The organism is Streptomyces sp. NBC_00090 (assembly GCF_045160815.1).
Lineage (GTDB): Bacteria > Actinomycetota > Actinomycetes > Streptomycetales > Streptomycetaceae > Streptomyces.
Genome location: NZ_CP108224.1, coordinates 1,781,510 through 1,795,814 on the forward strand (window position 1 = coordinate 1,781,510; position 14,305 = coordinate 1,795,814).

General features: G+C 73.6%; 15 protein-coding genes and 8 tRNA genes. 11 read left to right on the top strand and 12 right to left on the bottom strand.

Going from position 1 to position 14,305, the window contains the following annotated elements; translation table 11 throughout:
• Positions 1 to 123: 123 nt before the first annotated feature.
• Together OG361_RS07725 and OG361_RS07730 are read right to left on the bottom strand one after the other, a co-directional pair.
• Positions 124 to 1,518, bottom strand: a complete 1,395-nt coding sequence (locus OG361_RS07725) for a hypothetical protein (RefSeq protein WP_405852600.1) — start codon at positions 1,516 to 1,518, stop codon at positions 124 to 126.
• The gene (locus OG361_RS07730; protein WP_384566394.1) at positions 1,518 to 2,093 is read right to left on the bottom strand and encodes a DUF4365 domain-containing protein; all 576 of its coding nucleotides are present in this window, start codon (positions 2,091 to 2,093) and stop codon (positions 1,518 to 1,520) included. The genes OG361_RS07725 and OG361_RS07730 overlap by 1 nt, the downstream gene beginning before the upstream one ends.
• 120 nt (positions 2,094 to 2,213) lie before the next feature.
• Here OG361_RS07730 and OG361_RS07735 point away from each other — a divergent pair, with 120 nt between their 5' ends.
• Entirely contained in the window at positions 2,214 to 2,942 is a 729-nt protein-coding gene (locus OG361_RS07735) for a 3'-5' exonuclease (RefSeq protein ID WP_405852601.1), read from the top strand.
• A gap of 73 nt (positions 2,943 to 3,015) precedes the next feature.
• Here OG361_RS07735 and OG361_RS07740 read toward each other — a convergent pair.
• Positions 3,016 to 3,087 (bottom strand) — tRNA-Val (locus OG361_RS07740).
• A 216-nt stretch (positions 3,088 to 3,303) separates the two neighbouring features.
• On the opposite strand from OG361_RS07740, the gene OG361_RS07745 reads away from it, so the two are divergent.
• Positions 3,304 to 5,847 (top strand): SCO7613 C-terminal domain-containing membrane protein, encoded by a 2,544-nt coding sequence (locus OG361_RS07745; protein ID WP_405852602.1) that lies wholly within the window; start codon positions 3,304 to 3,306, stop codon positions 5,845 to 5,847.
• A 49-nt stretch (positions 5,848 to 5,896) separates the two neighbouring features.
• Here OG361_RS07745 and OG361_RS07750 read toward each other — a convergent pair.
• Both OG361_RS07750 and OG361_RS07755 read right to left on the bottom strand, forming a co-directional pair.
• Positions 5,897 to 5,971 (bottom strand) — tRNA-Val (locus OG361_RS07750).
• A gap of 54 nt (positions 5,972 to 6,025) precedes the next feature.
• Positions 6,026 to 6,448 (bottom strand): TIGR02611 family protein, encoded by a 423-nt coding sequence (locus OG361_RS07755; protein WP_384566399.1) that lies wholly within the window; start codon positions 6,446 to 6,448, stop codon positions 6,026 to 6,028.
• Positions 6,449 to 6,638: 190 nt separating this feature from the next.
• Between OG361_RS07755 and OG361_RS07760 the strand changes: the two genes are divergently transcribed.
• Entirely contained in the window at positions 6,639 to 7,052 is a 414-nt protein-coding gene (locus tag OG361_RS07760) for an SsgA family sporulation/cell division regulator (RefSeq protein WP_015032345.1), read from the top strand.
• Positions 7,053 to 7,241: 189 nt separating this feature from the next.
• Positions 7,242 to 7,799 (top strand): CGNR zinc finger domain-containing protein, encoded by a 558-nt coding sequence (locus OG361_RS07765; protein ID WP_405852603.1) that lies wholly within the window; start codon positions 7,242 to 7,244, stop codon positions 7,797 to 7,799.
• A 22-nt stretch (positions 7,800 to 7,821) separates the two neighbouring features.
• On the opposite strand, the gene OG361_RS07770 is transcribed toward OG361_RS07765, so the two are convergent.
• Together OG361_RS07770 and OG361_RS07775 are read right to left on the bottom strand one after the other, a co-directional pair.
• The gene (locus tag OG361_RS07770; RefSeq protein WP_384566405.1) at positions 7,822 to 7,998 is read right to left on the bottom strand and encodes a hypothetical protein; all 177 of its coding nucleotides are present in this window, start codon (positions 7,996 to 7,998) and stop codon (positions 7,822 to 7,824) included.
• A gap of 111 nt (positions 7,999 to 8,109) precedes the next feature.
• Positions 8,110 to 8,535, bottom strand: coding sequence for a hypothetical protein (locus OG361_RS07775; RefSeq protein ID WP_405852604.1), 426 nt, complete (start codon positions 8,533 to 8,535; stop codon positions 8,110 to 8,112).
• Between the two features lie 148 nt (positions 8,536 to 8,683).
• Between OG361_RS07775 and OG361_RS07780 the strand changes: the two genes are divergently transcribed.
• Positions 8,684 to 9,199 (top strand): DsbA family protein, encoded by a 516-nt coding sequence (locus OG361_RS07780; protein ID WP_405852606.1) that lies wholly within the window; start codon positions 8,684 to 8,686, stop codon positions 9,197 to 9,199.
• Between the two features lie 19 nt (positions 9,200 to 9,218).
• Here the strand turns inward: OG361_RS07780 and OG361_RS07785 are convergent, their stop codons facing one another.
• The 3 genes from OG361_RS07785 to OG361_RS07795 form a co-directional block, all read right to left on the bottom strand.
• Positions 9,219 to 10,058, bottom strand: coding sequence for a GNAT family N-acetyltransferase (locus OG361_RS07785; protein WP_405852607.1), 840 nt, complete (start codon positions 10,056 to 10,058; stop codon positions 9,219 to 9,221).
• A gap of 99 nt (positions 10,059 to 10,157) precedes the next feature.
• A complete protein-coding gene (locus OG361_RS07790) occupies positions 10,158 to 10,988 on the bottom strand; it encodes an aminotransferase class IV (RefSeq protein ID WP_405852609.1) in 831 nt (276 codons plus the stop codon).
• A complete protein-coding gene (locus tag OG361_RS07795) occupies positions 10,985 to 12,052 on the bottom strand; it encodes a chorismate-binding protein (protein WP_405852611.1) in 1,068 nt (355 codons plus the stop codon). The genes OG361_RS07790 and OG361_RS07795 overlap by 4 nt, the downstream gene beginning before the upstream one ends.
• Positions 12,053 to 12,295: 243 nt before the next feature.
• Between OG361_RS07795 and OG361_RS07800 the strand changes: the two genes are divergently transcribed.
• The 6 genes from OG361_RS07800 (at position 12,296) to OG361_RS07825 (ending at position 12,890) form a co-directional block, all read left to right on the top strand.
• Positions 12,296 to 12,368 (top strand) — tRNA-Gly (locus OG361_RS07800).
• Between the two features lie 39 nt (positions 12,369 to 12,407).
• Positions 12,408 to 12,481 (top strand) — tRNA-Cys (locus tag OG361_RS07805).
• A 1-nt stretch (position 12,482) separates the two neighbouring features.
• Positions 12,483 to 12,554 (top strand) — tRNA-Val (locus OG361_RS07810).
• Positions 12,555 to 12,587: 33 nt separating this feature from the next.
• A tRNA-Val gene (locus OG361_RS07815) sits at positions 12,588 to 12,659 on the top strand.
• 42 nt (positions 12,660 to 12,701) lie between these two features.
• Positions 12,702 to 12,773: transfer RNA gene (locus tag OG361_RS07820), tRNA-Val, on the top strand.
• A 42-nt stretch (positions 12,774 to 12,815) separates the two neighbouring features.
• Positions 12,816 to 12,890, top strand: a tRNA-Val gene (locus OG361_RS07825).
• A gap of 48 nt (positions 12,891 to 12,938) precedes the next feature.
• Here OG361_RS07825 and OG361_RS07830 read toward each other — a convergent pair.
• Both OG361_RS07830 and OG361_RS07835 read right to left on the bottom strand, forming a co-directional pair.
• Positions 12,939 to 13,220: a zf-TFIIB domain-containing protein gene (locus tag OG361_RS07830; RefSeq protein WP_267042602.1), complete on the bottom strand. Its 282-nt coding sequence runs from the start codon at positions 13,218 to 13,220 to the stop codon at positions 12,939 to 12,941.
• Between the two features lie 46 nt (positions 13,221 to 13,266).
• Complete coding sequence (locus OG361_RS07835) at positions 13,267 to 14,241, bottom strand: phosphotransferase (protein WP_405862138.1); 975 nt, start codon at positions 14,239 to 14,241, stop codon at positions 13,267 to 13,269.
• Positions 14,242 to 14,305 lie beyond the last annotated feature (64 nt).

Consider the following 14,305-nt stretch of genomic DNA (forward strand, 5'->3'; position numbering starts at 1 on the left):
ACGAGGTGCCGGCGCCGACGGTGCGCGGCAGAGACGAGGTGCCGCGTCACGCCGATCTTAACGGGCCCGGTTCGTCTCCGGCTCGCGCATTCCGTGCTCACGGCCCCGGCCGACGGGAGGCCGTCAGTCGTCCGGGCCGCACGCCTCCTCGAAGAAGTCGAGGTTCTCGTGGAGCGACTTCATCAGCCGGTCCCGTTCCGCCTCGTCCACCTGGACGGGGACGACCCCGGAGGCGTCGGTGAGGCGCCGGAAGCCGCCGCGGCTCTCCAGCCGGCCGACGACCCGGATCGGGAGCCCGACCAGATGGGCGTGGACGGCGGTGCGGTACGCCTCCTCGTCGAGGACGGCGCGGACGTGCGGGACCTCCGCCCCGCCGAGCACCCGCAGCCGGACGGTGCCCTCGCCGCGCGGCCCCGAGCGGCGCATGCGGACGACGGCCCCGGTGATCCGTACCGGGACGGAGGGCTCGTCCGTCAGGTAGCGGGCGCTCGCCTCGCGCAGGGCGGGCAGGTCGCCGGGCGAGAACTCGACGGGTTCGGGGCGGGCCGCGCACCCCTCGGGCGCTCCGGCGGCCGGGGCCCATTCGAGGGCGATCCTGGCTCCCTCGGTCCCCCGGACGAGGGCGACGAGCGCCTCGATGAGCTCACGGCTGACGCCCGCCTCGACGGCGGCGTCGAAGGCCTCCATGCCACCGGTGGCCCGCTGGTAGTCCGTGGCCTCCCGCGCCGCGTAGAGCGCGTGGTAGAGCCGGACGGCGACGGGGCGGCCCGGTTCGACCGGCAGGAAGGCGGTCAGGCCGCGCCCGCCGGGGGCGGCGCCGACGACGACGGACTCCAGGGAGGCCTGGGCGGGCCGGCGGTGGCGGGCGCCGTGGTAGCCGGCCCGGCCGCGCACGGCCAGGGCGCCCGCGAGGAGGAGCTGGCGGGCCGCCGACCTGAGCTGCTCCTGCACGGTCCAGGGGACGGTGCCGGCCGGGCCCGGCGGCACGTCGCGCCACCAGCGGATCTCGTCGCTGGGGACGGTGAGGCCGGTGAGGACCTCGCGCGCGGAGGGCGTGCCGCTGTGGGCGAGGGCGGCGAGCGCCTCGCCGAGCAGGTCCTCGCAGTCCGGGAAGGCACGGCTCTCCGGGACGAGCAGGCTCGTGCCGCCGTGGCCGGTGCCGCCCGGGCCGCCGGGCGGGGTCCAGCGGCTGTAGCGGCCGGCCGCCCCGCCGCGCCGCCGCCAGCCGTGACGGGCGAGGAGGGCGCCGAGGACCCTCGGGTCGACCCGCCCGGGGTCGGGCGGGCCCTGGGTGTCGGCCCAGGGCCCGGTGGGCGGCGCGGGGATCCCGGTCCAGGGCCCGGGGGTGTCGCCGGGCGCCGGGTGGGGCCGGTAGGGCGGCGGTACGGCTCCGGAACCGGGCCCGGCTCCGTACCTGCCGTCCGCTCCGAAGCTGCCGTCCGCTCCGTACGTGCCGTCGGCTCCGTGTCCCCGGTCGGCGCCGTACTCGCCCTCGGGGTCGTCGATCGGTCGGTGCATCAAGGTGTCCCTCCCACGCCGACCCGGGTCATGATCTCGCAGAGCGCCCGGTCGTCGAAGATCCGCGCCGTCGGGACGCGCACGGTGGTCCGGCGCCGTCCCGTGACCGGGTGTCCGGCCAGGTTGATCCAGTAGCAGCAGTGCCTCAGGTCGAGCCGGTCGTGGCTCGCCCTCAGCCAGTCCTCCTGCGCCCTCGGGACGAGCATCACGACCAGGATCTTGTGCACGGACACGGGGGTCCGGGCGAGCTTCACGAGGTGGTCGTTGTCGAGAGTGAACGAGAACGCGGCGGAGGCGTTCCCCGGCAGTCGCGGCGGTATCTGGTAGGTGCACTTCAACTGCACCTTGATGGTGACCTCGTCGTCGACGGTGTGTCCGGGAGAGCCGTGGCTGACGTGCCAGTCGATGCCGTTGTCCGGAAAGGGCTGGGACAGTGAGCAGCCGGCCGCCGCGGCGACCGCGTGGAGGTAACCCACCTGGAGGGTCTCCATGCAGGCGGTGGTGGCGAGTGAGCCGCGCGTCGATGCTGCCCGCTGGGGCGGCAGCCCTCCCGACTCGGGCTGGGCGAGCGCCATGTCGATTTCCTTCCCCGTCCCTGATGTTGTGACCGGTCCGCGTACGGCGCAAACAGTCCGGGTATCACCGTTTCGGGCAGGGGGTTGGCCATCTGCCTCTGGGGTGCGAGGAGTTCGGGGATGACGACGCACTGGTACGAAGGGCCCCTGGCCGCTTTCGACACGGAGACCACGGGAGTTGACGTCGAGGAGGACCGGATCGTCTCGGCCGCCCTCGTCGTGCAGGACACGGCCGGGGCGCGTCCGCGGGTGACGCGCTGGCTGGTCAATCCGGGCATATCCGTGCCCAAGGAGGCCACCGCCGTACACGGCCTGACGGACGATCACCTCCAGCGGAACGGCCGCTGGCCGGCTCCGGTGATGGAGGAACTGGCACGGGCGCTCGCCGACGAGACGGCGGCGGGGCGGCCGCTCGTGGTGATGAACGCACCGTTCGACCTGACGATCCTGGACCGGGAGCTGCGCCGGCACCGGGCCTCGTCGCTGGGCACCTATCTCGCGAGCTCGCCGCTGTGCGTGCTCGACCCGCGGGTCCTGGACAAGCATCTGGACCGGTACCGCAAGGGCCGTCGGACGCTGACGGACCTGTGCGCGCACTACGAGGTGGAGTTGGCCGGGGCGCACGACGCGGCGGCGGACGCGACGGCGGCGATGGACGTCGTACGGGCGGTCGCGCGGCGCTTCTCGTCCCGGCTGGAGCGGCTGACCCCGGCGGAGCTGCACACGCTCCAGGCGGTGTGGCACGCGGCGCAGGCGCGTGGGCTCCAGGCGTGGTTCACGCGGCAGGGGACGCCGGAGACGGTGGACCCCGCGTGGCCGCTGCGTCCGGAACTGCGCACGGCGGCCTGACAGATGGATCCGTCGCATCGCTCCGCGACATGACAGAGGCCGGTCCGTCTTTCGACGGACCGGCCTCTCCCGGTGGGCGATACTGGGATCGAACCAGTGACCCCTTCGGTGTGAACGAAGTGCTCTCCCGCTGAGCTAATCGCCCGGGAACGGGTTGAACCATACAGGCCCGTGCGGGTTTCCTTCAAACCGGCCCGTCGGCGCGGGGCGCGGGCGGTGACGACCAGGTCGTACGGGAGCAGGGAGCGGAAGCGGTACCGGCACCGGCACCGGTCCATCCGCCCGGTGTGGGGGTACTCAGGCCCGGATCTGAGTACGGTGACGCATTCCCGTCGCGTGTGGCCGGGGCCACACTCCGGTTATGGACACTTCCCTGCCGCCCGCGGACGAGCTGGTGCTCGTCGACCGCGAGCTGGCGCAACTCGACGCGCGGCGGACCCAGTTGCTGGCCCGCCGGGCCTGGCTGATCCGCGCGCTGTACGCGCCGGTCCCGACCGCGGCGGCGCCGCGGCCCCGTCCGGGGTTCACGGACTCGACACCGCGGAGCGCGCAGAACGTCCTGCTGACGCTCGGCGGGACGCTGCTGACGATCGCGGCGGTCGCCTTCACCCTGGTGAGCTGGGGCTCGATGGGGATCGGCGGCCGCGCCGCGGTGCTGCTCGTGGTGACCTCGGCGGCCCTGGCCGCGCCGGTGGCGCTGCTGCGCAGGGGGCTGGTCTCGACGGGCGAGTCGGTGGCGGCGCTGGGCCTCGTCCTGATGGTGCTGGACGCGTACGCGCTGCACCGGGTGGCGCTGGCGGAGACCGACGGCCTCGCGTACGCGGCGGTGGCGTCGGCGGTCCTCGCGGGGGCGTGGACGGCGTACGGGTCGGTACTGCCCCGGCTGCGGATCCCGCTTCCGGCGGCCGTGGTCGCCGCCCAGCTCCCGCTGCCGCTGGGCGTGCTCTCGGCCGGGGGCGGGCCGACGGCCTTCGCCTGGGCGGCGCTGGTCACGGCCGCGGCGGACGCGGCGGCGGTGCTGTGGGCCCGGCCGGCGGCGGTCCGGATCACGGCGGCCACCGGGGCGTCGGCGCTGGGCGGCTGGTCGCTCCTGACGGGCTTCTGGCTCTCCCTGACCTCGCCGTGGAGCGGCGCGCCGCTCCTCCTGACGGGTGCGGCGCTGACGCTGTACGTGGCCCGGCGCAGGCCTCCGCTCGCGGCGGCGGCCTCGGCGCTGGCGGGCCTCGCGACGGTGGCCGCGCTCGGCGGCCTCCTCCGCGCGGCCCTGCCGACGGAGTGGGAGGTCCCGGGGTACGTGCTGTGCGGACTGGCCCTGGCGTCGGTGTGGCGCCCTGACACCTCGGGCCCGAGCGCTGCCGGCGCGAGCACGGCCGGCGCGAGCACTGCCGGCGCGGGCACTGTGGTCGGGGCCGCGTGGCTGCCGCGTGGCATGCGGCTCGGGCTGGCCGCCGCCGGGGCCGGTGTCGCGGCGCTCGGCGCCCTGTGGGCGCTGCCGCCCGCGGGCGCGGGCCTGCTCGGGCCGGTGGCCCGGACGACGGCTGTCTGGTCCGGCGAGCACGCCGAGCGCGCCCTCACCTCGTACCCGGCGACCGCCGCCCTGGTCCTCCTGGTGGTCGCCGCCGCGCTCGCGGCCGTCCCCCGGCTCTGGGCCCGCTGCGGCGCGCTCGCACTGGTCTGGGCCCTGCTCACCGCCCTGCCGGTCTCCCTGGACCTGCCGTACGCGGCGACGCTCGCCCTCCAGCTCCTCACCGCGGCGGCGGCCCTCTGGCTCGCCGTCCACCCCGGCCCGGCGGCGCGCGGTCTGCGCCTGGCCGAGGCGCCCGGCGCACCGGCCACGAGCCCCACCGACCGACCCGTACCGCCCGCCTCCGCGCCCGGGACCCCCTGGGGCACCTGGGCGCCCCGGCGACCCCAGGCGCAGGCGACCGTCGTGGAGCCCCGTACGGCGCTCGGCTGGAGCGCCTACGTCGGCGGGCTCGCGTCCGCCGTGAGCGCGCTCGCGCTCGCCCTGGACGTGCGCGGGGCCACCTTCGCCTCGCTGGGGCTGCTGCTCGGACTCCTCACGGCTGTCGCGGTCCTCGGCGAGGGCGGCCGCCGGACGGTCTCCGCCTGCGGCGCGGTACTCGCGGCCACGGGGCTGGTCCTCGCGGCGGCCGCGGCCATCGGGTTCGAGGACCACTGGACGGCGCTGGCCCTGCTCTTGGTCCCGGCGGCCACCGCCGCGGTGGGCGCGCGGACCCGTCCGGGCGCGGTCGCCCTGACGGTCGAGATCACCGGCGCCTCCGTGGGGCTGCTCGCCCTGGGGATCGCCGCTTCCCGTCCGGCGTTCCTCGCGCTCGCCCTGGCCCTCGGCGGGGTGATCGCGGCGGCGACGGCGGTCCGGCCGGAGCGGCGGCGGTTCGCCTCGTGGACGGCGGCGGCGCTGTTCCTGCTGGCCACCTGGGTGCGGCTGGCGGTCTCGGAGGTGACGACCCCGGAGGCCTACACGCTCCCGGTGACGCTGCCCGCGCTGGCGGTCGGGTTCCTGCGGCGGCGCCGGGACCCGGAGACCTCGTCCTGGGCGGCGTACGGCCCCGGCCTCGCGGCGACGCTGCTGCCGAGCCTCGTCGCGGCCTGGACGGACCCGGACTGGGTGCGCCCGCTGCTCCTGGGGGTCGCGGCACTCGTCGTGACGCTGCTGGGGGCGCGGTTCCGGCTCCAGGCCCTGCTCGTGCTGGGCGGCGCGACGCTGGCCCTGGACGGGCTGCACGAGCTGGCCCCGTACGTCGTGCAGGTCGTGGGCGCGCTGCCCCGCTGGCTGCCGCCGGCCCTCGCGGGGCTCCTGCTGCTCGCGGTGGGTGCCACGTACGAGCAGCGACTGCGGGATGCCCGGCGGATGCGGGAGCGGCTGTCGCGGATGCGGTGAACGCCGAAGGCCCGGAGACGGTGTTCCGTCTCCGGGCCTTCGATCCGGGTGGTGGGCGATACTGGGTTCGAACCAGTGACCCCTTCGGTGTGAACGAAGTGCTCTCCCACTGAGCTAATCGCCCGGGCGCATCGCAAACATTACCCCATGTCAGCGGGGCTCCCGAACCATCGGAAGGTCACTCGGTGATCTTCCACGGCATGACGATGCCGAACTTCCAGAGGTAGATGCCGAGCAGGGCGCCGATGATCACCAGGCCGACGGTGGTGAGGATGATGTTCCTGCGGCGGACCTTGGGATCGAGGGCACGCTGGGCGGCCTCGGTGACCTTCCGCTTGGTCCAGCGGAGCACGAGCTGTGCCCAGACGAACTCGGTCGCCCAGATCGCCATGCCGCCGAAGATGACGAGCCAGCCGGGCCCGGGCAGCGGCAGCATCACGACGCCCGCGCCGACCACGGCGAGACCCACGATGAAGACGCCCACCTGCCAGCTCAGATGCAGGCCTCGCCGGGACTTGATGAACTCCGGTGCGCGGGATCCCAGTTCGGCTTCCTGGCCGGCTGCGGAATCCCCTGTGCGCTCGTCACTCTCCGCATTCATACCCTCCAACTTACCGGACGCGGAGGTCTCACCGGTATGGCGGTATTACCCAAAGTTACACGCGGCCATCCGAGCTACCTGAACGATCACAAAACCGACAGAGGGGTTTACAACGGCACTGGAGGTGGCATGTCGATTTCGCCGACGTGCGAATCCCCGAGCGCACACTGAGCGAAAGGCCCTGGCGCTTATGAACACCACGGTCAGCTGCGAGCTGCACCTGCGCCTCGTTGTGTCGAGCGAGTCCTCACTGCCTGTACCCGCGGGCCTGCGGTATGACACGGCCGATCCGTATGCCGTGCACGCCACCTTCCACACCGGAGCCGAAGAGACGGTCGAGTGGGTCTTCGCCCGCGACCTTCTCGCCGAGGGGCTGCACCGGCCCACCGGCACGGGCGACGTCCGCGTCTGGCCATCCCGTAGTCACGGCCAGGGAGTCGTCTGCATCGCGTTGAGCTCACCCGAGGGAGAAGCCCTGCTCGAGGCCCCGGCGAGGGCCCTGGAGTCGTTCCTGAAGCGGACCGACGCCGCCGTGCCACCGGGCACCGAGCACCGGCACTTCGATCTCGACACGGAGCTCTCCCACATCCTGGCGGACAGCTGAGCCAGGCCGAGAGCCGCACGGCGCCGTCCGACTCGGGGCGACGGCGCCGCGTGTGCAGTCACATAGGCATGACAACGGCGCTCCCCACCGCGCAGCCGGCGCGGTGGAGGGCGCCGCTGGCCTTTCCGGGGCGCGCTAAAGTCAGCGCAATTCCGCGGGCGCCGTCCGCGGCCGGCCAGGGAGCGAATCGTGCTGATCCCCCACGACACCCGGATCGCCCTCGACACCGTCGTCGGTCTGATGAACACCGCCCCCCAGGGCGACCGTCCCGACGAGCTCGCGGACCTCGAAGGGCTGCGGACCTTCGTGCACGGGCACAAGATCAGTGACGTGGGCGAGCTCGACCTGGACGACCTGAAGGCCGTGCGCGATGTGCGCGAGAAGTTCGCCGCGGTCTTCTCGGCGCCGGAGCCCCGGATCGCGGCCCCCCTGATCAACCAGCTGGTGGCCGCCGCGGGAACGACTCCGCGGCTCACCGACCACGACGGCTACGACCTGCACGTGCACTACTTCGCGCCGGGCGCCTCGGTGGCGGACCACCTCGGCGCCGACTGCGGCATGGCCCTCGCCTTCATCGTCGTGGCGGGCGAGCAGGAGCGGCTGCGGCGGTGCGAGGCACCGGACTGCGGCCGGGCCTTCGTCGACCTCTCCCGCAACCGCTCGCGCCGCTACTGCGACAGCCGCACCTGCGGCAACCGGCTGCACGTGGCCGCGTACCGGGCGCGCCGCAAGGAAGCGGCGGGCTGACGGCGGGACCCGCCGCGCGAGCTCACAGGACGAAGAGATCGTGCACGGCGGCCATCAGCAGCAGACAGCCGATCACCGCGAGAAAGATCATCAGCGGCGGCTGGGAGAGCGCGAACAGACAGCCGCGCGGCTCTTCGGCCGGGACGTCGGTGGGGGCATCGGGGGCGGCGGGGACGGGTTCCCGCGAGGTATCCAGCATCTCGGGGGGATGATGACGCACGCCACGCCCGGAGAATCCCGCAACACGCCCCAGCGCAAAGGCTGTTCACCCCTTCCCGTGGATCACGGGAACGGGAAGCGCCAGAAGTGATCAGATTCCGTGCTTCTTCAGAATCGCCTCGATGTCGCTGAAGTCCTCCGCGCCGGCCTGGCCGCCCGCCTGGCCGGCCTGCGGCTTGCGCCCCGCGGTGCGCGACGGCGTCGAAGCGGCCGGGGCCACGGCCCTCGGCTCCGCTCCCCCGGTGGTCTCCTTGCGGCCGCTCCGGCGCCGCTCGACGGCCCGCGTGGACGACAGGAGCAGCCAGGCGGCTCCGAGCACGCCGAACCCGGCCCAGGCCACGGGGCTGAAGGCCGTGTCGGCGATCCAGTCCACGGCGCCGGTCATCACGAGACCCAGCGGTACCAGCGAGTAGGCGGCGATCCGGGCGGCGGACAGGAAACGCTTCCGGTACGCCGTGATCGCGGCGATGCCCAGGCCCGCGACGGCCGCCGCGGAGCAAATGGTCTCGGCGAGCATGCGATCCTCCAGGTCCCGGGTGATACGTCCCTTCCATCCTGCACCGCCGAGGGCGCCCGGGGCCATGTCCCGGGGCGGTTCTCAGGGAGATCTCCGGGTCGCCCCGGCCGGATCTCCTCCCCAGGTCCCGGTGAGGGAGACTGCTGGCATGAGTGACTCCACCACCGCACCCGCCTCCCCCGTCGTCCTGGAGGCCTGGTTCGACCTCCAGTGCCCCGACTGTTTCGCGGCCCTCGACGACGTCCGCGCCCTCCGTGAGACGTACGGCGACCGGCTCGACGTACAGCTGCGCCACTTCCCGCTGGCGAAGCACAAGCACGCGTACGCCGCCGCCCAGGCCGCCGAGGAGGCCGTGGAGCAGGGGAAGGGCTGGCCGTACGTGGAGGCGCTGCTCGCCCGCACGGACGAGCTCGGCGAGCGGGGCGAGGCGGTCCTCCTGGAGGTGGCGACCGAGCTTGGGCTGGACGCCGAGGAGTTCGACACCGCGCTGATCGACGGCCGGCACCTGCTGACCGTCGACGCGGACGAGGCCGAGGGCAAGGCGATCAAGGTCACCGGCACCCCGACCTATGTGATCGGCGGCGAGCGTCTGGACGGCGGCCAGAGCCAGGAGGGCCTGCGCGGGCGGATCTCGGAGATCGCCGACGGCCTCCTGAAGGGCTGACCGCCCCTCCCGGCCGTCGCTACAGGAGCGCCTTGGCGCTGTTGACGTAGGTCGTGCGGTAGCCGAGCGATTCGTAGAGCCGGATCGCCGGGGTGTTGCCCGCGAAGACGTGCAGGCCGAGCCGGGTCTCACCGGACGCCAGGGCGACGCGCTCGGCGAGCAGCATCAGCGCCCGGCCGTAGCCCCGGCCCCGCTGGCCCTCGGCGACCTCCACCTCGTACACGAACGCCGTCCACTCCCCCGGCTCCAGTTCTATCCGGCCGGTCCACAGGACGCCGACGGACCGGCCGTCGCGGACGGCGACGTGGATGGCGACGCCGGGGGTGTCGAGGCCCTGCGGGAGATGCCTGCGGTGGCTGTCCTCGGCCTTCGCCCGGGCCTGCTCCTCGGGGACGCCCCGCTCGATCCAGCTCTGTGCGAAGCCCTCCTTGGCCTGCTCGGACCACGCGTCGAACTCCGCACCGGTCATCGGCCGGACCTCGACGCCCTCCGGCAGCGCCGGCGGCCCGTCGGGCAGCTCCCTGACCATGTTCCGGCTGCGCTCGGTGTAGCCGAGCGCCCGGGCCATCCGCAGCGCCGCCGCGGCGTCGGCGGGCACCGAGATCTGCACCTCGGCGCAGCCCCAGCCGCGCAGCACCTCCTCGGAGGCGAGCGCCGCGACCGTGCCCCGGCCGCGCCGCCGGTCCGGCTCGTCGACCCGGAGCTCCTGGATCACGCCCGAGGCGGTGCCGAAGGCGGGATCGGTCGAGAGGCGTACGGAGCCGACGCGGCGGCTGTTCACGCACACGTCGTAGGTACGGGAACGGCCGCCGTCGGGCGTCTGCTGAAGCGGCTCGGCCGGCCGCAGGGTGGTGGTCATCACCGGTGTTCTACCCACCCCCGGGCCGTCCGTCATCCGGATTAACGCGCGGTGATTCCCGCACGGTGGTTCACGCGCCCCCGGCTCACGCCCGGTGGTTCACGCGAGGCGCGGGTCCCGGTCCCGGGCCGCGCGCTCGTCGAAGATCCGCATGGCCTTGGCGGCGACCGGTCCCGGGGCGCCGGTGAGCAGGCGCCCGTCGACCCGGTGGACGGCCTGCACGTCGCGGAGGGTCGAGGTCAGGAAGATCTCCTCGGCGCTCTCCAGGACGTCCAGCGGCAGCACGGTCTCCTCGGCGCCGGTCCATTCGACGGTGAGGGCCCGGGTGATGCCGGCGAGGCAGCCGGAGGAGACGGGCGGGGTGTGGATCCCGCCGTCGAGCACGACGAAGACGTTGGAGCCGGTGCCCTCGCAGAGCTGTCCCACGGTGTTGCCGAAGAGCGCCTCGGAGGCCCCCTGCTCGCGCGCCCTGGCGAGGGCGACGACGTTCTCCGCGTACGAGGTGGTCTTCAGGCCGGTGAGGGCGGAGCGCTCGTTGCGGGTCCAGGGCACGGTGATCACGGCGGTGGAGTCGGCGCGACGGCCGGTCTCGCCCAGGCCGACCACGAGGCTGGTGCCGGCGTCGCCGCGCTCGGAGCCGAGCGGCGAGAGACCCCCGGTGTACGTGATCCGCAGCCGGCCGAGCTCCATCGGGTTGGCGGCGAGGACGGCGGCGCAGGCGCGGCGGACCTCGTCGAGGTCCGGGTCGGGCAGGCCGAGGCCGCGGGCGGAGCGGGTGAGGCGCTCCAGGTGGAGAGTGAGAGCAAACGTTTCTCCGCGCTCGGCCTTGACCGTCTCGAAGACGCCGTCGCCGACGGTCAGCCCGTGGTCCAGTACCGAGACCAGGGCGGTCTCCGCGTCGTGCAGCCCGCCGTTGACCCAGAGTTTCATCGAGAAGTGGCCTTTCCGCTCGCCTCGTAGGCGCCTGACTCGTAGGCACCCGACGCTATCGCGACCAGCCGGGACGCCTTCAGCTCGGTCTCCTCCCACTCGCGCTCCGGGTCCGAGCCCCAGGTGATCCCGGCGCCGGTGCCGAAGCGGAGGACGCCCTCGGGCCGGTCGATCCAGAAGGTCCGTATGCCGACGGCCAGCTCGGCGGTGTCCGCGTCGGCGTCGACCCAGCCGATGCCTCCGCAGTAGGGGCCGCGGGGGGCGGTCTCCAGGGCCTCGATGATCCGCAGGGCGCTGGACTTGGGCGCTCCGGTGACGGAGCCGGGCGGGAAGGTGGCGTCGAGGAGCTCGGGCCAGCCGGCGTCCTCGCGCAGGAGGCCGGTGACGGTGGAGACGAGGTGGACGAGGCCGGGGTGCTCCTCGATCGCGCAGAGGGCGGGGACGGCGACGGTGCCGGTCTCGCTGACGCGCCCCAGGTCGTTGCGGACCAGGTCGACGATCATCACGTTCTCCGCGTGGTCCTTGGGAAGGAGGTCGGCGGCGGTGCGGCCGGTGCCCTTGATGGGGCCCGAGGAGATCAGGGCCCCCTCGCGGCGCAGGTAGAGCTCGGGGGAGGCGGTGGCGACCTCCACGCCGTGGGCGGGCAGGCGGATCGTTCCGGCGTAGGGAGCGGGGTTGCCCCGGGCGAGCAGCGCGGTGAGGGCGTCGACGTCGGCGGCTGCCGGGTCCGGCAGCGGCGCGGTCAGCACCCGGCAGAGGTTCGCCTGGTAGACCTCGCCGCGCGCGATGTGTTCGCGCACGCGCCGGACGCCCGCGATGTACGCGGCGCGGTCGAGCGAGGACGTCCAGTCACCGGCTCCGGGTCCGTGCCAGGCGCCCGGGACGGGCGTGGGCACCGGGTCGGGCCGCACGTCGCCGAAGCGGGCGCAGGTGAGGCGGCCCTCGAAGTCCGCGCAGACGGCCCAGAAGCCGGCGGAGTCCAGGGCCTCGGGGTCATGGGTGACGTCCCGGAGATCGGTCGCGACGAGGCCGCCGAAGCGGGCCAGAGGAGCAAGGTCGTGCACGCATCGAGTCTAGGACGGGTCGCGCCGAAGCACGGGGGCCGCGTACGGGGGGCGTACGCGGGGGCTCCCCGCCACCCGGGGAACACGGCGAGTGAACGCCGCACGAACCCTCCGGGGTGCCCGGCCGGGCACCCCGGTCCGCGCGCAGGTCAGCACGCTGCGGAAACGCGTTTTTGTACTGGCCCAGGAATCCGCTAGAGTTCAACACGTCGCCGGGACGCGCAAGCGGAACGGAAACGACAAGCGGACGTGGCTCAGTTGGTAGAGCATCACCTTGCCAAGGTGAGGGTCGCGAGTTCGAATCTCGTCGTCCGCTCGATGTGGGGGATCTTCCCGAACCCCTGTTATCACTCCTGGTGGAGTGGCCGAGAGGCGAGGCAACGGCCTGCAAAGCCGTCTACACGGGTTCAAATCCCGTCTCCACCTCCAAGGACGATTAGCTCAGCGGGAGAGCGCTTCCCTGACACGGAAGAGGTCACTGGTTCAATCCCAGTATCGTCCACTGGACCTTCGGGTCCTGGATCCTCGGATCCCCGCGCGATTAGCTCAGCGGGAGAGCGCTTCCCTGACACGGAAGAGGTCACTGGTTCAATCCCAGTATCGCGCACACAGCACCCGGCACCGTCGAGTTCGACGCGTGCACCATCCCGCGCGATTAGCTCAGCGGGAGAGCGCTTCCCTGACACGGAAGAGGTCACTGGTTCAATCCCAGTATCGCGCACGCAGTACGCGGTACCTTCGGGTGCGACGTGTGCATCAACCCGCGCGATTAGCTCAGCGGGAGAGCGCTTCCCTGACACGGAAGAGGTCACTGGTTCAATCCCAGTATCGCGCACCATCGAAAGAAGCCCCCGGCCGTATTCCACGGCCGGGGGCTTCTTCGTGCTCAGGAGGAGAACAGCATCCGCCCGAAGCCGCGCTGACGGTAGTGGCCGCCGTGGTGGCCGCCCTGGTGCGGGGCACCCCAGGCGGGGGCGGCGGGGGCGGGCTGCGCCGGGTAGGCCGGCGGGGCGGGCGGGGCCTGCTGGGACCACTGGGACTCCAGGCGGGTCAGGGCCTCCAGCTCGCCGAAGTCCAGGAATATCCCTCGGCAGCCGCTGCACTGCTCGATCTGGACGCCGTTGCGGTTGTACGTGTGCATGGCCGCATGGCACTTGGGACACTGCATGCTCGGCTCAACTCCCTGACATTGCCGTTCGAATGGTGGCTTCACCTTACGTGGACGCCGAAGGGGCCGAATCGGTTCGGTACCCGGCGATACGGGCACAGGTGTCGATCATCACGTCCTCGACCTCGTCGAGCGGCCGACCCTCCGCCGTCGACTTGGCGAGGGCCAGGGCGGCCGTCTGGACCGTCAGGGCCCGGGCCGGAACGTCGAGTTGGACCCACGGATCGGCACCCACGGCGGGGCCGCCCGCCCGCTGGTACGCGCCGAGGAAGCGGGACCACACCTCGGGAGGCAGGATGCCCGCCGCGAACCAGGCGGCGGGGCGGGCCAGATCCCAGGCGGGGTCGCCGATGCCGAGGTCGTCGATGTCGATGAGCCGCCAGGGGCGGTCGCCGATCACCCGGGGGTCGCGGACCAGTTGGCCGAGGTGGAAGTCGCCGTGACAGAGGAGCCCTGGGCCGGAGCCGGAGCCGTCGGGGATCGTGCTCCAGGCGCGCAGCACGGTGGCCGTGGCCGGGTGGTGCGGAGCCGTCCGGCGCATCCGGTCCACGGCGAGCGAGACCTTGAGCGGGGCCCGCATGGCCGGGAGGCGCGGGGCGGGCGCCGGCGGGGGCGCGGTGCGGTGGAGCAGGGCGAGGAGTCGCGCCGCGTCCTCCCAGGGAGCGGCGTCCGGGTCCTCCGGGTCGACGGGCGGGCCGTAGGGCCACACCGTGACGGGCCGACCGGCGAACCCGTCGGGGCCGGGCTGCGGGAGCGGCACCTGTAGCGGCGGCAGGAGCACGCCGTCGACGTCCGGGTGGGCGGCGAGCGCCAGCCGGGCGCGGTGCGCCTCCGGGTCGGTATCGGGGGCGTGCGCCTTGGCGACGAGCGCCCCGTGGCGTACGACGGTCCCGTCGTCCCGGTCGGCGAGTACGCCGACGAGGCCGCTCGCGCAGTGGCAGGGCGTGCCGGGGCGGTGAGCGGCGGCCCGCGCGACGGCGGCGAGCCGGTCGAGCCGGGCGGGCGGGGTCGGGGCGGGCAGGCCCGGAGCCGGTGAGGTCGGGGCAGGCGGGGTCGACGCGGCGGAGTCCACGCGGGGAGCGTAC